This is a genomic window from Paenibacillus sp. FSL H7-0442, from assembly GCF_038593105.1.
In the GTDB taxonomy this organism is placed as follows: Bacteria; Bacillota; Bacilli; order Paenibacillales; family Paenibacillaceae; genus Paenibacillus; species Paenibacillus polymyxa_D.
Window position 1 is genome coordinate 4,761,609 of sequence record NZ_CP151963.1, and the last position, 18,553, is coordinate 4,780,161.

Genomic DNA, 18,553 nt, shown 5'->3' on the forward strand with positions numbered 1-18,553 from the left:
CTGCTGTTAGGTTGGATTAAGCGTTCAACACTTTTTCAAACTTGGTTTTGTTCATACCGGAAATACGTTCTTCCCCGATCAAAGTCAATGGAACGGCACGAATGCCCATATCCCAAACCTCTTGAGCAAAAGCTTCATTGGTTTCAATGTTGCGTTCTTCGTACTCCACGCCTTTTTCACTCAAATAGCTTTTTACTTGACGGCAATGCGGGCAGTTTGTAGATGTGTATACAATTGCTTTTTCCATGAATATCACCTCATCATTTATTTTGTTAATCATATTTATTCAATATTGCGAGAATCATTACAGGGCCAGTGCGCTGTGCTCCAGACTTTCGATGTACTTCTCGCTGTCCATAGCAGCCATGCAACCACTACCTGCTGCAGTAATCGCTTGTCTGTAACGTGTATCTTGTACGTCGCCACAAGCGAATACGCCAGGCACGTTTGTTTCGGAAGTACCCGGATTTACGACGATATAACCGTTCGCATCCGTTGTAATTTGCCCTTCGAGGAAGCCTGTATTCGGATGATGACCAATTGCCACGAATACGCCGCTAACTGTAATGATCTCCTCTTCGCCTGTTGCATTATTCAGCACTTTCAAGCCAATGACTCCATTCTCGTCAGCGATCACTTCTACAGGAGTACGATTAAGCGCCCATTCAATTTTGTTGTTCGCACGAGCACGATCCTGCATAATTTTGGAGGCGCGCATTTCTTCACGACGATGCACCAACGTTACTTTGGAGGCAAAACGAGTCAGGAAATTGGCTTCTTCCAATGCAGAGTCTCCACCGCCGATGACAACAATTTCTTTGCCACGGAAAAAGAAGCCGTCGCATGTTGCGCAAGTGCTTACGCCACGTCCGATATTATCCTGTTCACCGGGAATACCCAGATATTTGGCAGTCGCTCCGGTGGAAATAATCAGCGTATCAGTAACCAATTCACCCAAACCTTCTACATCCAGTGTAAATGGACGAGCGGTTGTGTCTACTTTGTTTACCCAGCCTGTGCGGAATTCAGCGCCAAAACGCTCCGCTTGCTTACGCATATTATCCATCAAATCGGGTCCCATGATTCCTTCAGGAAAACCCGGGAAATTTTCGACTTCCGTAGTCGTGGTTAATTGTCCGCCTGGCTGTGGTCCTTCGATCACCAGTGGGCTCATATTAGCGCGTGCCAGATAAATTGCAGCGGTTAAACCGGCAGGGCCGGTACCTATAATAATGGACTTGTACATATCTTGGTTCCTCCTAAAATAACATAAGTATTATATAACGAGTTTTCGGAACCGGGCGCTGGGCAGCTGCATATACTTCTAAAAGTAATTCTGCCAGAAGCTTATCCCAAAATGTGGACACCCGGATATTACAAAAACGAATCACTTGTTTTACAGCTTCTTATGACTTAGACTGATTCTAAATCCTAATTTCATTATGCGGAAAGAGCTGTAAACAGTCAAATGAAGTTTTCATGAAGCGAAGCTTAAAGATAAATCAGGTATGGAGGGATTATCCCGATTATGAATGACGTTTTTGTAGGTAGCTTTATTTCTGCCCTGTCCACTGGGCTCGGCGCCGTGCCCATACTGTTTATGCGCAATATCACGCATCGGCTTCGCGATGTTCTGTTGGCTTATGCCGCAGGAATTATGACCTCTGCCTCCGTGTATAACCTCATTCCCGAAGCGATCCAGCATTCCAATTGGTTCGTGCTGACTGCGGGAATTCTGCTCGGCTGCCTCGTATTACTGGTGATGGAAATGTACATTCCCCATGCGGATTTGGAGGACCCGGATTCCAAGACCTTTCAACTGGAGTCCAAATCTTTTCTCATTATCGCAGCTATTACATTGCACAATTTGCCGGAAGGACTCTCTGTTGGGGTCAGCTATGCGAGTGAGACTCACAATCTCGGCAATCTGATCGCCTTCTCTATCGGCCTGCAAAATGCCCCGGAAGGCTTTATCGTAGCACTATTTCTTGTGAATCAAAACATCGGCCGTTTCAAGGCCTTGGGTATTGCTACCCTCACCGGAGCTGTGGAAATCATTACGAGTCTGATCGGCTTTTATTTGAGTAGCTGGGTGAACGGACTGGTACCTTACGGCCTTGCTTTTGCCGCCGGAGCCATGATGTTTATCGTCTACAAGGAACTGATTCCCGAGAGTCACGGGGATGGTAACCAGCGGATCGCCACATTCTCTTTTATTCTCGGCTTAATTACGATGATTGGGCTAACCGAATGGCTATAGCCGAGCAACACAAAAAGGCTGCTTATCTGCCTGTAATCCAGACAGATAAGCAGCCTTTTTGGCATGTTCACATGTAGATACCTCATTTTTTTTGGTTCATGGAGCGCAGTGCTTCACGGTACTGCTCGTCCTCACTTTTGTGAGTCTCCTTCTCTCCCTTGGATATTGGGGAATGTCTATCCTTTTCTTCGTCCTTTTTGGCAAAACCACGTAAAGCCGCACGATAATCCTGATCTCCGTAAGCATCTTTAATATTCTCGCGATCTTTTTCCACCTTCTTATCCGTCTGGATATCAGGCACCTTGTGTTGTTCCTCCGCATGATGTTCTTCGACGTCGATATCCTTAGGAGGCATGTCTTGCGCAGGATCTATCCATTCACGCGCCTCGGGTTCCACCTGCACAGGATAAGGACGTTTGCTTCTTTGCCGTGAATCCTCTTCGGTAGAGCGAGTCTTGGAAGAGGACTTGCGCGTCATCTTCGTATTAAATACCAGCAAAAAAATAAAGGCAACCGCAGCTACTACGATAAAAGCAATGGTCATCGGTAGCCTCCTATTCTCTTTCAGCGCTACGGTACCGTCCCGCTATTTCAGCGACCCGTTTGCCCAAAGAGCGGCCTAGTGCAAGATCATCACCCGTTGGAAGATTAGGTGGTCCATTGGGGTCAGTCTCCACCGGACATGTTATCCCTACGCCGTAATAGGAGCCGTATAATGCATTTTCCGTAATATTGGCGGGCAGTCCTACAATAATCATGCCTTGATGAAGCATTGGAGTAATCAAATTCAGAAGTGTGGATTCCAATCCACCATGAACGGTAGCGGTTGTGCAAAACACAGCGCCGATTTTGTCCACCAGCTTGCCCTGCGCCCACAGATACCCCAGCTTATCAATCCAGCTTTTCAGACCGCTGCTGATCGTACCAAAATGCCCCGGACAACCCCATAGGATCGCATCCACACTCACTAGCTCATTCACATCGGCCTCATTTACATGCTTTAACAACACTTCCGTGTGCTCAAGGTGTGCTCCTTCTGCAATTGAGCGTGCGAGACGTTCGGTATGCCCATTTTCACTGTCATATACAATCATGATTCTGGTCGTCGTCATTATGCGCATCATCCTTTGTCAGCAAAATCATCCTTTTCGCATGCGCTCTTAACCTTGCCCAAAATCCATCTGAATATTATGAATCGTTTGACGCATACTTTGAAAATCCAAGAACTAGGGAGGCATGTTACACATGAATTCACGCGCCATATTAGTCAACTTGCTAGTTATTATCATTATTCTGGCAGGAGGTGGAGCCGCCGCCTATTACTATAATCAATCCGCCAACTACATAAAAACCGATAATGCCCAAGTGAGTGGACAAGCGGTTACCGTTGCCTCTCCAGGCGCTGGCAAGCTCACAGGCTGGAATGCTGAAGTTGGTAAAACCTACACCGCTGGAAGCACACTGGGTAATGTAGAAGGAGGCGGAAACCGAATTAGCGTTACGATTCCAACCGATGGTACCATCGTGCAGCAATCTGCGGTCAACAACTCAATTGTTGGGGCAGGCACGCCTTTAGCGAAGGCTTTTGATCTAAACAATTTATGGATTACCGCCAATATAGACGAAACGGCTGTACAGGATCTTCAAGTAGGACAAACCGTAGATGTATATATTGATGCTTACCCGGATACGTCCCTGAGCGGTAAACTCGAAAAGATCGGCCTGGCGACCGCATCGACTTTTTCACTACTGCCCACTTCCAACACCACTGCCAACTATACCAAGGTGACGCAGGTCGTGCCTGTCAATATTTCCATTCAAGGTTACAAGGGGCTGGGTATTATCCCGGGAATGAGTGCGACTATCAGAGTTCACAAGTAGGAGGCTGTCATGGATCAAAAAATGTCCGTCGGACGTATTCTGTCCGTGCTGCTGCTAGGCGCCTTCATTTCGATTTTGAATCAAACGCTGCTTAACGTGGCCATTCCACACTTAATGAATGATTTCAATGTGTCTGCAACAACCGTTCAATGGCTATCTACCGGATATATGCTAACCAACGGGATTTTGATTCCTATCACCGCTTTTCTGATTGAGTCCTTCGGAACACGTGCGCTGTTCATATCGGCGATGGGGTTATTTACTGCCGGGTCTGTCGTCTGTGCTGCCAGTACCGGCTTTGCGCCTATGCTGGTTGGACGCGTTATTCAGGCCAGCGGAGCAGGCATCATCATGCCTGTGGTCATGAACGTGTTCCTGACTGTGTTTCCTCCGGAAAAACGGGGCGCTGCCATGGGTACCATGGGAATCGCCATGATGTTTGCCCCGGCGATTGGACCGACTTTATCCGGCTATATTGTGGAGCATTACAGCTGGCGGCTGCTATTTTTACTCGTTATTCCGCTGGCGATCATTGATATTCTGTTTGCCATACGCTGGCTCAAAAATGTATCCAAGCTAACAAAACCGAACTTTGACTTGTTGGGAACCCTCTTCTCCACCCTTGGCTTTGGCTTCCTGCTGTATGGCTTTAGTTCGGCTGGAGACAAAGGCTGGAATAGCAATACGGTAATCCTTACACTCGCTGCCGGGGTGGTGTTTATTGTATTGTTTATCGTGCGCGAGCTGAACATGCTACAGCCGATGCTGGAGTTCCGTGTGTTTAAATATGATATTTTTACTGTATCAACCTTAGTCGGGGCTACCGTCAACATGACGATGTTTGGCGGTATGCTGCTGCTGCCAATCTATTTGCAAAATATACGCGGCTTTACACCGTTGCAATCCGGTCTGCTGCTGTTGCCGGGTGCACTGCTGATGGGTGTGATGTCACCCATATCAGGGGCAGTATTTGACCGTATAGGCGCAAGGCCGTTGGCGATCATTGGGCTGATCATTACGGCAGTCACGACATGGGAATTCAGTCTGCTAACCGACGCCACCACCTACGGACATATTATGATCATCTATACGATTCGCAGCTTCGGAATGTCATTGCTGATGATGTCCGTCCAGACGGAAGGGCTAAACCAGTTGCCTCCCCATCTCGGTAGCCATGGTACAGCCATGTCCAATACAGTACGGCAAATTGCTGGGTCTATCGGTACCGCTTGGCTCATTACTGTAATGAGCAGCCGGACCACGATTCATGTAGCGGACTATGCGAATGTCGCTACCACCGCCAATGTTCCTTTAACCGAAGGGGTAGCACAGTTGGGACAAACCCTCGCGCAAACGGCGGGCATTTCAACGGAAAGTGGTTCATCGTTGGCGCTGCAACAGGTGTACCGAAGTGCCGTTACGGAATCGACGATCCATGGCATTAATGATGCCTTCATCATTGCTACAGGGATTGCACTAGCGGGGCTATTGTTTTCCTTATTCTTGCGACGGTCTACACCGCGCCGAAGATAGACGTACAGCGTTGCGAGGCTGCAAAAGAAGGAGCATTCACCCCTTGGATTTTAAGAGGTTTGAATGCTCCTTCCTGTTTATAAACTTCTGATTATTAGCCCTATGACCGTAATAAGCGCAGGCCATTCAAAATAACCAGTAATGTGCTACCTTCATGCCCAATAACCCCAAATGGCAGGGCTATATCTTGCACAAAGTTGCTGATCACTAGCAGCAAAATGACACTTACCGCAAAGATCATATTTTGTTTAACCACCCGCTGCGCCTTGCGGGCCAGTGCTACCGTCGGAGCGATTTCTTCGATTCCATCGTTCATCAGCACCACGTCTGCGACCTCCAGTGCGGCTCCGCTGCCATGCATCCCCATGCCTAGTCCTACGGTTGCCGCTGTCAACGCAGGAGCGTCGTTCACACCGTCGCCGACCATGACGACATGCCCGTACTGCTCCCGCAGCATGCGAATATGGCTGACTTTGTCCTCCGGCATTAAGCCAGCATACACGGCGTCAACTCCGGCCTGCGCCGCGATCACAGCGGCCGTTTCCGGGCGGTCTCCGGTCAGCATGACGACCCGGATACCCTGCGCTTGCAGTCGTTTCACGGACTCTTGGGCCTGCGGACGCAGCTCGTCGCGTAGTGCCAGCATTCCGGCAATCCGATCATCCGCGAGGACGATGGATACGGTTTTGCCCTCAGCTTCCAGCCGGGCCCGACTCTCCATCCACTTTGGCTCTGCCAGAGAACCAGGTTCATCCAGTACATTTGTACGCCCAATTTTCCACTTCACCCCACCTATGATGCCTTCCATCCCCCATCCAGTGAGGGCCTGCACTTCTTCGGTTGGAAGAAGATCCCTCTGTCCCAAATCAGCTTCGGCTTTGGCTACAATCGCTCGCGCCAGTGGATGCAAAGAATAGCTTTCAATTGTGGCGACCATATGCAATAACTCATCGGCATCGTATTCTGCGGCGGTAATCCAATCCGTGACGACAGGTGACCCCATCGTTAACGTGCCTGTTTTGTCAAAAGCAACAACAGAAGTCAATGCCATATTCTCCACATGTGCACCACCTTTGAACAGGATGCCCCGTCGGGCACGGTTGGAAATGGCCGATAGCATTACTGGCATAATGGATGATACGAGCGCACAGGGGGAGGCCACGACGAGGAACACCATAGCCTTGTAAAACGCTGCTGCCCACGTCCAGCCTAATGCTATGGGTGCACCGGCAATGACGATCAGCGTGACAGCAACAACAATTCGAGCGTACACCGATTCGAACGTTTTAATAAAACGCTGGGAATCAGGAACTTCGGTCTGAGCCTCTTCCACCATACGAATGATTTTCGAAAATAAAGTGTTCTCTGAGGACTGACTAACCTCCACATATAGCACGCCTTCTCCATTAATGGTGCCGGCATATACCTCGTCACCTTCCACCTTATTTACCGGAATAGATTCACCGGTAATCGATGCCTGATTCACTGCCGAAACGCCCTTAGAGATTCGGCCGTCCGCCGGAATCAGTTCGCCCGGCTTCACCAGCAGCAGGTCGCCTGGCAACAGCTGCTCAATGCCGACCGTTTCGGTCCCCTCGCGAGACAAGCGCAAAGCCGTTTCCGGCTTCAACGCCATAAGCTCAGAAATATCCTTACTACTACGCTCGGTGGTATAGCTCTCCAGCGCACCGCTGAGTGCAAAAATAAAGATCAGCATGGCTCCTTCATTCCAATAGCCAATGGCCGCAGCTCCTAGGGAGGCAGCAATCATGAGCAGGTTAACATCCAGATCATGTTCTCGGATCAGTGTTTCGACTCCTTCCCTGGCTTTGGACCAGCCCCCAAGGGCATAGGACACCACATACAGAATGACCGATAGCCATTGCCACCAATGTGAGACTCCCCATGCCATCAACATCAGCAATCCACTACCTAGAGCAGCTTGCATCTCCTTGTTTTTCAGCATACTTTTAAGCTGAAATTGCGGCTTACGATTCGGACCGGGTCGTCCGCTGCCACTGTTTTTTGAAAGGGTTCGGTTAGAGGGAGACAATGTATCTTGTAATCGTTGAACAGCTTGCATCATGTCACGTTCCTTTCCATATTTTGTTCCTTGTACTAGCATCTCATTGAGAATGATATCCATTGTTAAGTGCCCTAAAATAGCACATGCTGCTTCGGGAAGCCCGAAGCAGCATGTTTAGCAAATGAGAATGATAATCATTTTTGCGTCTATACAATTATTTTGGTTTAGAGAAACTTTTGTTTTATTATATACCTTTTCTTTTCCACTTGTAAACCAGCAATGGTCTAAATAAAAAAAGATACCCGCGCAAACACCGCAGGTATCCTCCATATTTAGAGCATCCGATTCAGGATTTACAAAAATCGATTCCAGTCGCTCCAAAGTGTAATATATAGACGAACTAGGCCATTTCGATCTATATTTTGTTCTTTGAAAATCGCTTATTGGATTTTTGCAAAATCCTCTATTACATGAATTCAGGTTATCTTCAGGCTAAAGGAAACTTCCACGCATGGTTGTGTGCAGCCCCAGAAGTGCGCTGACGATCTGCGGGCTGTTGCAGTCCCAAACGCGCAGCTGCAAGGCGTGCGGCGGGAACTGCTGTGTCCGGGCAAATGACCCCCGTCAGCTCATTCTCCCAGATCGAAATCCCATCCAGAGACTGGTTAATTTCATCTATTGCTACCCATAAAGGAAGCTCGGGCTTTACACGTCGAACAGCTTCCATTATGCATTTTATCGTATCACTAGTATTCTCATGACCATCGACACCGGGTGGAATCAACTGATCCTCAGTCCTAATATCATCGGATGGAGTTGGTATGACTTCTAAAATGACCGTATCGGCAAAACGTGTCAGATCTGCAGCTTGAGCCACCTGCTTGATATGTCGTGCACCCACTTTGGATATGTTATTGGGGTTGGCTGACTCCTCCGACCGTGCGGCTTCCTTGTTCCATGTTGGGCTTATGTTAGGCACCAAAGACGGGGCAACTGTCAAAAGCACGCCTACCCGATATGGAATGCACCGAAGACGTCCGCATAAGGTCTGCTCCGCAACGCCGTCAATCCAGTCTCGGGTTGCCCGGAATTCGTCCACGTCAGCCGGATTGCGTACCATAATCTCCAGCTTGGGTTCTCCCCCCTGCCGCACGCTCCGCAACGCCGCACGCAGTAATGCCTCCAGCTGCATATCTTGCAAGCTGCCAATACCCACTGCATTGTTCTGCTCCATTAGGGCAACAGTGAGTGGCGATCCGTTCAGAGACTCGAATAAGCCTTCATACTCTGTTTCCAGCAAGCTGATAATCCGGCGGGACAAATGCTCACACAATCCAGGCAGGCCAGATGCCTGGTTAAAGGTTTTGTACGTGTCAGATGCACGAGAGCCGGGAATAAGGATGGGGTCGGGCTCCCCGTCAGGGGCATGAATCGTCTGTCCAGACTCAGCTACGTCCAGATAGGCATAGCATAATTCCCCAACGCGGCCAGAGGCCTGTGACAAGGGGCCATGCAGAAGACTATAACCGTCGAAACTGCCTATTTCTGATGCTGTCTCTGTACTTATACGACTCATACTTGTAGGAGCATCGGCATAAATCCGTATGAAGGTACGTCTGTATTCATCGCTCCATTTTAGGAGTGTACCCATTGCTTGCCCAATATCGTTGCCGCTATTCAGCATCGTTTCCCCAAGTAATTCGGGATTCGCAGCCATCAAAGCCTCCGCTCGGCTGATTACGCCCTGCTCAGCTAAACCAACCAGCCAGCCCAACGGATCTTCCCCCTGCGTAGCAGATACTTCATGGCTGCCTGCCCTTAGCGTCTCCATAGCCAACCTCTGTGCAGCAGTCTCCATAACCGACTCTGGATCTTTGAGATCCCGGCTGTTTTTGCCGCCCAACAGCTCTGCGAATACATGCATCAGTTTAGCCTCCATGCTATTAATCCATCCTTTCTTCCGTCAGCAAGTTGGCACACACGAATTTGAGTACCCCTCCAAATAAGGAAAACGCTTACTCATAATGGAGCAACCGAATCTTACATGGGCCTTACTTGTAAAGCCCCTACCTTAACGTATTAGGCACGCCACGCATTTATACATCTGGGCACAGCTCCCCTACAACCCACAAGTAATCTCTATACTGCTGGTACAAGACCACTCGAAAAAGGAACCTATAAAATAAACACCCCCGGTTTTCACAGGATGCCTACATCCGATGTTAACCCGGGGGTGTTTATTTTTTACTCGTAAGAACGAACCTTCAATACACGCATCACATTCAATACGGCTAGCAATGTTACACCTACATCGGAAAATACAGCCTCCCACATCGTAGCAATACCGAATGCTCCCAGCGTAAGAAACACAGCTTTGACACCTAATGCAAAAATGATGTTTTGCCATACGATACGACGTGTGCGCTTGGCGATATGGATGGCCGTAACCAGCCTTGAAGGCTCGTCGTTCATGATTACGATATCTGCCGCCTCAATCGCAGCGTCCGAACCCAAGCCACCCATCGCTACACCGACATCGGCCAGCGCCAGTACGGGTGTATCATTGATTCCATCGCCCACGAACAAAATTTTGTCGCTCGTTTTTTTACTTGCAGACAACTGCTCGATGGCTTCGGCTTTGTGCTGAGGTAACAGCTCTGCCCTTACTTCATCCAAACCCAGCTGTCGTCCTACAGCCTCGGCAACTGTCCGATTGTCACCCGTCAGCATGATGGTTTTCACCACACCCAACTTTTTCAGTGAAGTAACCGTTTGGGCTGCGTCTTCCTTAACCTCATCTGAAATCAGAATGCACCCGGCATACGTTCCGTCTACCGCCACATGTACGACCGTTCCTTCATCCAGCGTCCCTGCTTGCTGCGCCACGTTAAAAGCAACATGTTCCCGCTCCATCAGCTTGGCGTTCCCGGCCGATACCAGACGACCATCTATTTGTGCCTGAATCCCGTGACCGGATATTTCACTATACTGCTGAACCCGTTCTGCTCTGAGTTCTTTACCGTAGGATTCACGCAAAGATGCAGCAATAGGATGTGTCGAATGCAGCTCCGCCAAAGCGGCGGTTTCGAGCAGGGTTTCGTTTGTAAAATCCCCGGCAGGATAAATCCCTGTTACACGGAAAACACCTTTGGTGAGTGTGCCTGTTTTATCAAAAACAGCGTATTTCACATGATTCAGAGCTTCAAGATAATTCCCGCCCTTGATCAGAATACCTGAACGGGAGGCTGCCCCGATTCCCCCAAAGAAGCCCAATGGAATAGATACTACCAGCGCACATGGACAAGAAATAACGAGGAAAACAAGCGCACGGTACACCCAATCTGCAAATTGTGCACCTGGCACAACAAGCGGTGGAACAACCGCCAACAACAGCGCTACAATAACCACTACGGGAGTATAGTATCTGGAAAATTTCGTGATAAACTTTTCAGTCGGCGCTTTTTTGGCACTCGCATTTTGCACTAATTCCAAAATTTTAGAGACCGCGGATTCACTAAACTCTTTGCTAACCTCTACCGTTAGAAGTCCGTTCGTATTGATAAATCCACTCAACACGCTACTTCCTGGCTCCACAGTACGAGGCACCGATTCACCAGTCAACGCAGAGGTATCCACATGCGATTTACCATCTACAACTTTACCGTCCAGTGGGATCTTCTCGCCTGGCTTAATCACAATCAAATCCCCAATGCGAACGTCTTCTGGAGACACTCTCCGTACGGACTCAGCCGTCTTCAGGTTCGCATAGTCCGGTCTAATATCCATCAGATCACTGATGGACTTACGTGAACGGTTAACTGCGATGCCTTGAAACAGCTCTCCGATTTGATAAAAGAACATGACAGCTACGCCTTCCGGGTATTCCCCAATCGCAAATGCACCAACAGTAGCCAGCGTCATCAGGAAGTATTCGTCAAAGGCCATTCCACGTACCAAACTGCGTGCAGCCTGCAAGACAACATCACCGCCAACGATGATATATGCCAGTAAAAATAAGGCCAGCTTGCCTACACCTTCAACAGGTAACCACCAGGCAACAGCCGCAACGACCGCACCAATAGCCAAACGCGCAATCATGCGGCGCATACCGTCCGTACCATGATCATGCGTATGCCCAGCGTGGCTATCATCTCCAAGCGAATGTGAATGAGCATGGGTGGATTCACCATGTTTGTGCTCTGCATGGTGGTTGTGATGCTCGTGTGTATGCCCTTCACCTTCATCATTATGCTCATGACCGCATGCACAATCCTCTACGCTATCTGATTGTACTGCACCAGCATGGCTTCGACTGTCTTCATGTAGGTGGCCCCGGGCACTTTTTACCACCATCCGAACATGTGGCTCAAGTCTATGAACCTTCCGTTCCGTCTGGCGAAAAACCTCTTCTTTTTGATCCGAACTTGTGGTCATCGTCAACGTTTTCGTAACAAAATTGACCGAGCAATCCATGACCCCTTCTATTTTACTGACTCCATTTTCAATCTTGAGCGCACAGTTGGCGCAATCCAAACCTTCCAAAATCCATTCATGCCGTTCCGTTCTTTTTAGAGCATCCATAATCATTGGCCTCCAATTAACTATATATGAGCAACTGTTCATATATTATTTATTAAGGTCATTATATTCAGGATCAGGGTCAAAAGTCAATGACATCTAGCCCTTTTTAACAAAAAAATCGACTTCAACGGACAAACGCCAAAAGAGCGCCAATCGCTTGGCGCCCTCTGTTGTTTTATCCCAAAAGATTATTGATGTGATATGTGTTGATGGGTTTGCAAAAAGATCTGCTCCACATGATTATCATCCAGTGAATAAAACACCGTTTTGCCTTCTTTGCGTCGTTTGACAATACGCAGGTTGCGCAAATAACGAAGCTGGTGGGATACCGCAGATTGTCCCATATTGAGCACCTGGGTCAGATCATGAACACACAGTTCTTTTTGTGCCAGGGCATAAATCAGCTTGATTCGTGTCGGGTCACCCAAAGCTTTAAACAGCTCCGACATTTTGTATGCGATGGAATCCTCAACAAGGGAAGATTTTATGCGCTCGATTTCCTGATCTGAACCGTGACAAGCCGGCTCGCAATCCAAAGCTTCCGTTTCAGAATTCATCCTTTTCACCCCGTGTATTTCGACTTGATGCTCCTATTATAGCAAATTCGTAGAGTTTACGAATAGCTTATATTACAGCTTGCCCTGTAACAGAAGACTTCCAAGTCTCAAATGCTTGCCTAACGCTATAGCTTTACAGTACATAAAGCTTAATTCAGCGTCTTTAATACTTCATCACTGTAAGGAATAATTTCTTCTATTTGTTGATCACGTAACTTCACCGCAAACGCTGGATCAACCAGCAAAGCACGTCCAACCGCAACCAGATCAGCTTCCTCTCGTTCTACTTGCCCCACGAGTTGTTCTAATCTTGCCTCTACACTACTGGATTGTTCGGTTTGACGATTATTATTTTTTTCAAAATCACTCAAAAACGCCTTCTCCAAGCCAATGGAGCCTACAGTAATAACTGGCTTACCTGTTATCTTTTTCGTCCAAGCTGCCAGGTTTAGATCGGACCCTTCAAATTCCGGTTCCCAAAAACGGCGGCTTGAGCAATGGAATACATCCACTCCTGCCTTCACTAATGGAGCGAGAAACTGTTCAAGTTCCTGAGGTGTCTGTGCCAGCTTTTCTTCATAGTGGTACATCTTCCACTGGGAGAATCGCAGTATAATTGGGAAATCCGGCCCTACTGCACGACGACAAGCCTCAATGACCTCCACCGCAAACCGAGTACGCTGGACCAGATTGCCTCCATATTGATCGGTACGCTTATTCGTTTTGTCCCAGAAAAACTGATCAATTAAATAGCCATGTGCTCCATGGAGCTCAATACCGTCAAAACCCACTCGCTGGGCATCGGCAGCGGCCTGAGCATAGGCTGCGATAATATCAGCAATCTCGGTCTCGGTCAACGGCTCAACTACCTTTTCACCGGCAGGAGAAATACCGGACGGACCGACAGGCAATGCCTCGGGATTCGGTTGGTTATCCGCACCTATTTGGCGAGCTGTACCCACATGCCAGAGCTGCGGTATAATCTTGCCACCTACCGCATGAACCTCCTCGACTACCTTGGCCCACCCCTTTAATCCCTCACCATAAAAATTAGGAATGCTGGTGTGCTCTACAGCTGCGGGATGATTAATAGCAGTTCCCTCCGTAATAATCAAACCAACCGCATTTTCTGCACGCCGACGATAATACATCACCACGTCAGGCCCTGGGATACCTTGAGGAGAAAAATTTCGTGTCATTGGCGCCATAACAATCCGATTGGGAAGAGTTAAATTACCTGCCTTAAAAGGTTTAAACAGTAATTCTGTGTTCATTACTTTTCCCTCCGCTCTCCACTAGTATTATCGTTTTCACTCTACTGTTATACAATTCCATTTTACACATATGTAAACTTGAGTTCAAGAAGCCACAGTTTTAATTTTAATAAGCAACACAAAAAAAGAAGAAGCGGTTCTAAGTCCGCTCCTTCTTTCCTAATTAGTTTGTACTTGTGTGATTTTTAGTGTGCTACCATGTTGTATTCCATAATCCATACTGAACCACCAACGACGGTCAACAGGATCACTACACCAAGAATCAAGGTCATAACATTCCAACGTGGTCCATTGCTTTCACGGATGTGCATGAAGAAGAAAAGCTGAACCAGAAATTGCAGCACTGCCGCGGCTAAAATAACAACCATGGTCGAAGTGCGGCTCAACATATGATTCATCACCACGAAGAGAGGAATGATGGTCAGTACGATGGACAGAATAAACCCGATAACATAGGATTTCACTGAACCGTGAGAATCATCATGACCATGCGAACCCGCTCCTGATTGATGCTGTGCCATCTACATCACCCCCATCAAATAGACGACTGTCAGCAAGAAGATCCAGACAGCGTCCAAAAAGTGCCAGTACAAGCTCAATGCCGAAACTTTCCCCTTCGTCTCTGGTGTAAGCCCGCGTTTTTTCAACTGGAACATGAGTCCAATCATCCAAACCAGACCTAACGAAACGTGAAGTCCGTGCGTTCCGACTAGAGTGAAGAATGCCGACAAGAACGCACTGGTTCCAAAATTGGCTCCTTCGTGTACCATTTCAACAAACTCGTAAACTTCAAAACCGATAAAACCAAGACCCAGGATCGCTGTTACGATTAACCAGCTGATTAATCCCTTCATGCTTCCTTTGTTCATAGCCAACACAGCCAGACCACTTGTGAAGCTGCTCGTGAGCAAGAGGAACGTTTCAATAATAACGCCCGTCATGTTAAACAGCTCTGCGCCACCTGGTCCTCCGGCCGTGTTATTCCGAAGGACAACGAAGGTTGCGAACAAGGTACTGAACAGGATTACGTCCGTTACGAGGAAGATCCAAAAACCAAGCATCTTCAGCTCTTGCGGATCGTGATGCCCGTGGTCATGATCATGGCTGTGATGTGCTGCAGCTTGTGCCATTATACAGACCCCCTTATTGCCGCTTCCGTGCGTTTTACTTCATCCGCAGGGATATAGTAGTCGCCATCGTAGGAGAAGAACGAACGGCAAATCATACAAATTGCCACACCGATCAGCCCTGGAATATAGAAGAACGACCATCCGAATACGAACCCGAAACCTGCAATGAAAAAGAATACCGACATAATGAATGGAATCGCCGAGTTTTTCGGCATATGAATCGCTTCAATTGGCGGTTGCTTTCTGAAAATACCTTTTGCACGTTTATCTTTTTCTGCCCACCAGTCATCACGTTCTTCTACTTGTGGAATGGTAGCAAAATTGTATTCCGGTGCAGGTGAAGGTATCGACCATTCCAACGTATGGCCACCCCAAGGGTCGCCTGTTGTATCCTTCAGCTTGCGGTAATTCTTGATGCCCAGAAGAATTTGAAGAACCTGGAACAAGAACCCAATCCCCATCAGGAATGCCCCAACGGTCGAAACGAGGTTAAGCGGCTGCCAGCCGGTATCCCAGCCATAAGTGCTCAGACGACGCGTCATACCCATCAGACCGAGAGAATATTGTGGAATAAAACATACATAGAAACCGATGTTCCAGAACCAGAAAGCCCATTTACCAGGCGTTTCAGGCAATGTGAAACCGAACATTTTAGGCCACCAATAGTACAGACCTGCCAAGTAACCAAACACTACACCACCAATCAGAGCGGAGTGAAAGTGAGCGATCAAGAAGTAACTGTTATGGAACTGGAAGTCAGCAGGCGCTACAGACAACATGACGCCCGTCAAACCAGCAATCAAGAAGTTCGGAATAAAAGCAATTGACCACATCATAGGGGTCTTGAATGTAATCTTACCCCGATACATCGTGAACAGCCAGTTAAATACTTTAACCCCTGTCGGTATAGCGATAACCATCGTCGAAATCGCAAAGAATGCATTAACATCTGCGCCTGATCCCATCGTGAAGAAGTGATGCGCCCAGGTGAAGAAGGACAGGATCGCAATCATGAACATAGCGTAAACCATGGATTTGTAGCCAAACAATTTCTTTTTGGAGAATACACTGATGACCTCGGAATAAATACCGAAGGCAGGCAAAACTACAATGTATACCTCAGGGTGACCCCACATCCAGATCAAGTTGATATACATCATCGGGTTACCGCCGAAATCAAGCGTAAAGAAGTGTCCTCCTCCAAAGCGGTCAAGGAACAGCAATGCCAAAGTAACCGTCAGAATCGGGAATGCGAAAATGATAATAACACATGACGAAAATACGGACCACGTAAAGACAGGCATTTTCATCCAAGTCATACCAGGTGCACGCATTTTAATAATGGTCACAATAAAGTTGATCCCCGTAGCCAAGGAACCTATACCAGAAATCTGAATACCCCAGATATAGAAGTTCTGACCGACGCCAGGACTAAATTGCAGTTCTGAAAGCGGTGGATAACTCAACCACCCTGCATCTGGCGAACCGCCGATAACAAAGGACAAGTTGAACAACATCGCTCCCATAAAGAAAAGCCAAAAGCTCAATGCGTTCAGGAAAGGAAACGCAACGTCGCGCGCACCAATTTGAAGGGGTACGGCGATATTAAACAAACCAAACATCAACGGCATCGCCATAAACAGGATCATGATCGTGCCGTGTGTTGTGAAAATCTGATTGTAATGCTCAGGATGCAGAAGTGTCACATCCGGTGTAGCCAGTTGAACACGCATCAATAATGCATCCACGCCTCCGCGGAATAACATCAAGATGGCCGCAAGAATATACATAATACCGACTTTTTTATGGTCAACAGTAGTCAACCAGTTTTTCCAAAGCCAGCCCCATTTTTTGAAATAAGTGAGCACAAACACGATCCCGATCGTCGCTAATGCGATGGAGACGTCCGCTCCATAGATCATTGGGTCTCCAGTAACGAAGAAAGTGGATGCAAACTCTTTTATTTTGTCAAGCATTGGGGGCCTCCTTCCTTATAATCATTTAATTGTGTCCGCTCATATTCATATGACTCATGTCCATTCCAGCATGATCTTCTGTGCCGGACTTGGTTGAATCTTCTGTGGATGTAGCTCCGCCATGTCCAGCATGGGGGTTAGGAGCCCCTTCCACTACATACTTGTTGACAATCTCTTTGAACAAGCCATCTGGAATCGAAGAATACTCATCAGGCTGGGACAAACCTGGTTTTGCAAGCGCCAAATAGCCGTCTTTCGTCAGCGGCTTAGACTGCTTCTTGATGTCAGCGACCCAGTTTTTATACTCTTCATCCGACTGGACCTCTACATCAAAACGCATTTGTCCAAAATGCTCACCGCTAAAGTTTGCACCCGAACCAAAGTAAGTTCCTTCGTGATCGGCCTGCAAATGCAGTTTCATAGCCATGCCTGACATGGTGTAGATTTGTCCGCCCAATTGCGGAATCCAGAACGAGTTCATCGGTGCGTCAGCAGTCAGTTCAAAACGGACTGGAACACCTTTAGGAATGTGAACTTGGTTAACTGTAGCTATACCTTCCTCTGGGTACATAAAGAGCCATTTCCAGTCCAGTGAAGTCACTTGAATGGTTACTGGCTTTTGCGTACTTGCCAACGGCTTGGAAGGCTCCAGCAAGTAGGTATATCTTGCAGTAATAACCGCAATAATACAGATAACGATAATTGGAATAGCCCACCATGTGGTCTCCAGCTTTTTGCTGTCATCCCAGTGGGGTTGGTACTTCACCTTGTTTGTCGGTGTATCACGATACCGCCAAATGATGAAGAAAGTCAAAATCATGACCGGTACAATTATTAGCGCAGACAATGCCGTTGTAAGAATGATCAGCTCTTTTTGTGCTTGCCCAATGGGTCCTTTCGGATCGAAAACAACGTATTTTCCGCCAGCATAAAAACACGTCCAAATGAGCAATGCTACCGTGAGCACGGTCAAAACCAACGCAATAATCGCTTTTGGTTTTTTGTTCATGTTGTTCCCCTCTCCTTAAATAATAAATTACTCAAAACTTAACGAACTCCTGTAATGTTGCCCCTATATAAGATAGCAGAAAAGCGGCCACTTTTTTTATTGTTAACAGAATTGTCGATTATTTGTCCGATTTTTGTGAAAAATATCTCTAAAAATAAAATTTCTCTTGCAAATTCAAAATATATTATAATTCAAAGATGACATATTAAAAAACGTTATTTGTGTATCTTAAAGAAGTTATATTAAAGAAAAAAGCGGGACTCCCTACAGTTATCATCCTACACTGCTCGAAGCCCCACGTTGTTGTTTTCAGTATATATTTGCTT

16 protein-coding genes are annotated in these 18,553 nt (G+C 47.4%); 3 read left to right on the plus strand and 13 right to left on the minus strand.

Annotated features, from left to right (window positions below; all coding sequences use genetic code 11):
- Positions 1-16: 16 nt before the first annotated feature.
- On the minus strand, positions 17-247 hold the full coding sequence (locus MHH57_RS21165; protein WP_007432162.1) for a glutaredoxin family protein: 231 nt from the start codon (positions 245-247) through the stop codon (positions 17-19).
- A 57-nt stretch (positions 248-304) separates the two neighbouring features.
- Positions 305-1,246 carry a thioredoxin-disulfide reductase gene (trxB, locus tag MHH57_RS21170; RefSeq protein ID WP_342434477.1) on the minus strand — a complete coding sequence of 314 codons (942 nt, stop codon included), beginning with the start codon at positions 1,244-1,246 and terminating at the stop codon, positions 305-307.
- Positions 1,247-1,528: 282 nt separating this feature from the next.
- Here trxB and MHH57_RS21175 point away from each other — a divergent pair, with 282 nt between their 5' ends.
- On the plus strand, positions 1,529-2,260 hold the full coding sequence (locus tag MHH57_RS21175; protein ID WP_013311970.1) for a ZIP family metal transporter: 732 nt from the start codon (positions 1,529-1,531) through the stop codon (positions 2,258-2,260).
- Positions 2,261-2,342: 82 nt separating this feature from the next.
- Here MHH57_RS21175 and MHH57_RS21180 read toward each other — a convergent pair whose 3' ends face one another.
- Complete coding sequence (locus MHH57_RS21180; RefSeq protein ID WP_342434478.1) at positions 2,343-2,804, minus strand: hypothetical protein; 462 nt, start codon at positions 2,802-2,804, stop codon at positions 2,343-2,345.
- A gap of 10 nt (positions 2,805-2,814) precedes the next feature.
- Positions 2,815-3,372, minus strand: a complete 558-nt coding sequence (locus MHH57_RS21185; protein WP_165149444.1) for an NAD(P)H-dependent oxidoreductase — start codon at positions 3,370-3,372, stop codon at positions 2,815-2,817.
- Between the two features lie 133 nt (positions 3,373-3,505).
- On the opposite strand from MHH57_RS21185, the gene MHH57_RS21190 reads away from it, so the two are divergent.
- Positions 3,506-4,141 (plus strand): HlyD family efflux transporter periplasmic adaptor subunit, encoded by a 636-nt coding sequence (locus MHH57_RS21190; protein ID WP_342434479.1) that lies wholly within the window; start codon positions 3,506-3,508, stop codon positions 4,139-4,141.
- Between the two features lie 9 nt (positions 4,142-4,150).
- On the plus strand, positions 4,151-5,674 hold the full coding sequence (locus tag MHH57_RS21195; protein ID WP_342434480.1) for a DHA2 family efflux MFS transporter permease subunit: 1,524 nt from the start codon (positions 4,151-4,153) through the stop codon (positions 5,672-5,674).
- A 100-nt stretch (positions 5,675-5,774) separates the two neighbouring features.
- Here the strand turns inward: MHH57_RS21195 and MHH57_RS21200 are convergent, their stop codons facing one another.
- The 9 genes from MHH57_RS21200 to cyoA all read right to left on the minus strand — a co-directional run bounded on the left by MHH57_RS21200 (position 5,775) and on the right by cyoA (position 18,227).
- Positions 5,775-7,757, minus strand: a complete 1,983-nt coding sequence (locus MHH57_RS21200; protein WP_342435185.1) for a heavy metal translocating P-type ATPase — start codon at positions 7,755-7,757, stop codon at positions 5,775-5,777.
- Between the two features lie 430 nt (positions 7,758-8,187).
- Complete coding sequence (locus MHH57_RS21205) at positions 8,188-9,639, minus strand: PEP-utilizing protein (protein WP_029519225.1); 1,452 nt, start codon at positions 9,637-9,639, stop codon at positions 8,188-8,190.
- A 305-nt stretch (positions 9,640-9,944) separates the two neighbouring features.
- Positions 9,945-12,281 carry a heavy metal translocating P-type ATPase gene (locus MHH57_RS21210; protein ID WP_342434481.1) on the minus strand — a complete coding sequence of 779 codons (2,337 nt, stop codon included), beginning with the start codon at positions 12,279-12,281 and terminating at the stop codon, positions 9,945-9,947.
- A gap of 188 nt (positions 12,282-12,469) precedes the next feature.
- The gene (locus tag MHH57_RS21215; RefSeq protein WP_007432172.1) at positions 12,470-12,838 is read right to left on the minus strand and encodes a metalloregulator ArsR/SmtB family transcription factor; all 369 of its coding nucleotides are present in this window, start codon (positions 12,836-12,838) and stop codon (positions 12,470-12,472) included.
- Positions 12,839-12,987: 149 nt separating this feature from the next.
- On the minus strand, positions 12,988-14,112 hold the full coding sequence (locus tag MHH57_RS21220) for an NADH:flavin oxidoreductase (RefSeq protein WP_069011661.1): 1,125 nt from the start codon (positions 14,110-14,112) through the stop codon (positions 12,988-12,990).
- 185 nt (positions 14,113-14,297) lie between these two features.
- A complete protein-coding gene (gene cyoD / locus MHH57_RS21225; protein WP_029519230.1) occupies positions 14,298-14,633 on the minus strand; it encodes a cytochrome o ubiquinol oxidase subunit IV in 336 nt (111 codons plus the stop codon).
- A complete protein-coding gene (cyoC, locus tag MHH57_RS21230; RefSeq protein WP_013373104.1) occupies positions 14,634-15,242 on the minus strand; it encodes a cytochrome o ubiquinol oxidase subunit III in 609 nt (202 codons plus the stop codon). It lies immediately after the preceding gene.
- Positions 15,242-17,218, minus strand: coding sequence for a cbb3-type cytochrome c oxidase subunit I (locus tag MHH57_RS21235; protein WP_025723659.1), 1,977 nt, complete (start codon positions 17,216-17,218; stop codon positions 15,242-15,244). The genes cyoC and MHH57_RS21235 overlap by 1 nt, the downstream gene beginning before the upstream one ends.
- A 25-nt stretch (positions 17,219-17,243) precedes the next feature.
- Positions 17,244-18,227, minus strand: coding sequence for a ubiquinol oxidase subunit II (cyoA, locus tag MHH57_RS21240; protein ID WP_029519232.1), 984 nt, complete (start codon positions 18,225-18,227; stop codon positions 17,244-17,246).
- Between the last annotated feature and the right edge of the window lie 326 nt (positions 18,228-18,553).

Bases quoted from the DNA above. Each gene is read 5' to 3' on its own strand.
- MHH57_RS21195 (WP_342434480.1), top strand. From the start codon at position 4,151: ATGGATCAAAAAATGTCCGTCGGACGTATTCTGTCCGTGCTGCTGCTA.
- MHH57_RS21175 (WP_013311970.1), top strand. From the start codon at position 1,529: ATGAATGACGTTTTTGTAGGTAGCTTTATTTCTGCCCTGTCCACTGGG.
- MHH57_RS21190 (WP_342434479.1), top strand. From the start codon at position 3,506: ATGAATTCACGCGCCATATTAGTCAACTTGCTAGTTATTATCATTATT.
- MHH57_RS21205 (WP_029519225.1), bottom strand. From the start codon at position 9,639: ATGGAGGCTAAACTGATGCATGTATTCGCAGAGCTGTTGGGCGGCAAA.
- MHH57_RS21180 (WP_342434478.1), bottom strand. From the start codon at position 2,804: ATGACCATTGCTTTTATCGTAGTAGCTGCGGTTGCCTTTATTTTTTTG.
- cyoC (WP_013373104.1), bottom strand. From the start codon at position 15,242: ATGGCACAAGCTGCAGCACATCACAGCCATGATCATGACCACGGGCAT.
- MHH57_RS21210 (WP_342434481.1), bottom strand. From the start codon at position 12,281: ATGGATGCTCTAAAAAGAACGGAACGGCATGAATGGATTTTGGAAGGT.
- MHH57_RS21165 (WP_007432162.1), bottom strand. From the start codon at position 247: ATGGAAAAAGCAATTGTATACACATCTACAAACTGCCCGCATTGCCGT.
- cyoA (WP_029519232.1), bottom strand. From the start codon at position 18,227: ATGAACAAAAAACCAAAAGCGATTATTGCGTTGGTTTTGACCGTGCTC.
- trxB (WP_342434477.1), bottom strand. From the start codon at position 1,246: ATGTACAAGTCCATTATTATAGGTACCGGCCCTGCCGGTTTAACCGCT.
- MHH57_RS21220 (WP_069011661.1), bottom strand. From the start codon at position 14,112: ATGAACACAGAATTACTGTTTAAACCTTTTAAGGCAGGTAATTTAACT.
- MHH57_RS21235 (WP_025723659.1), bottom strand. From the start codon at position 17,218: ATGCTTGACAAAATAAAAGAGTTTGCATCCACTTTCTTCGTTACTGGA.
- cyoD (WP_029519230.1), bottom strand. From the start codon at position 14,633: ATGGCACAGCATCAATCAGGAGCGGGTTCGCATGGTCATGATGATTCT.
- MHH57_RS21185 (WP_165149444.1), bottom strand. From the start codon at position 3,372: ATGACGACGACCAGAATCATGATTGTATATGACAGTGAAAATGGGCAT.
- MHH57_RS21215 (WP_007432172.1), bottom strand. From the start codon at position 12,838: ATGAATTCTGAAACGGAAGCTTTGGATTGCGAGCCGGCTTGTCACGGT.
- MHH57_RS21200 (WP_342435185.1), bottom strand. From the start codon at position 7,757: ATGCAAGCTGTTCAACGATTACAAGATACATTGTCTCCCTCTAACCGA.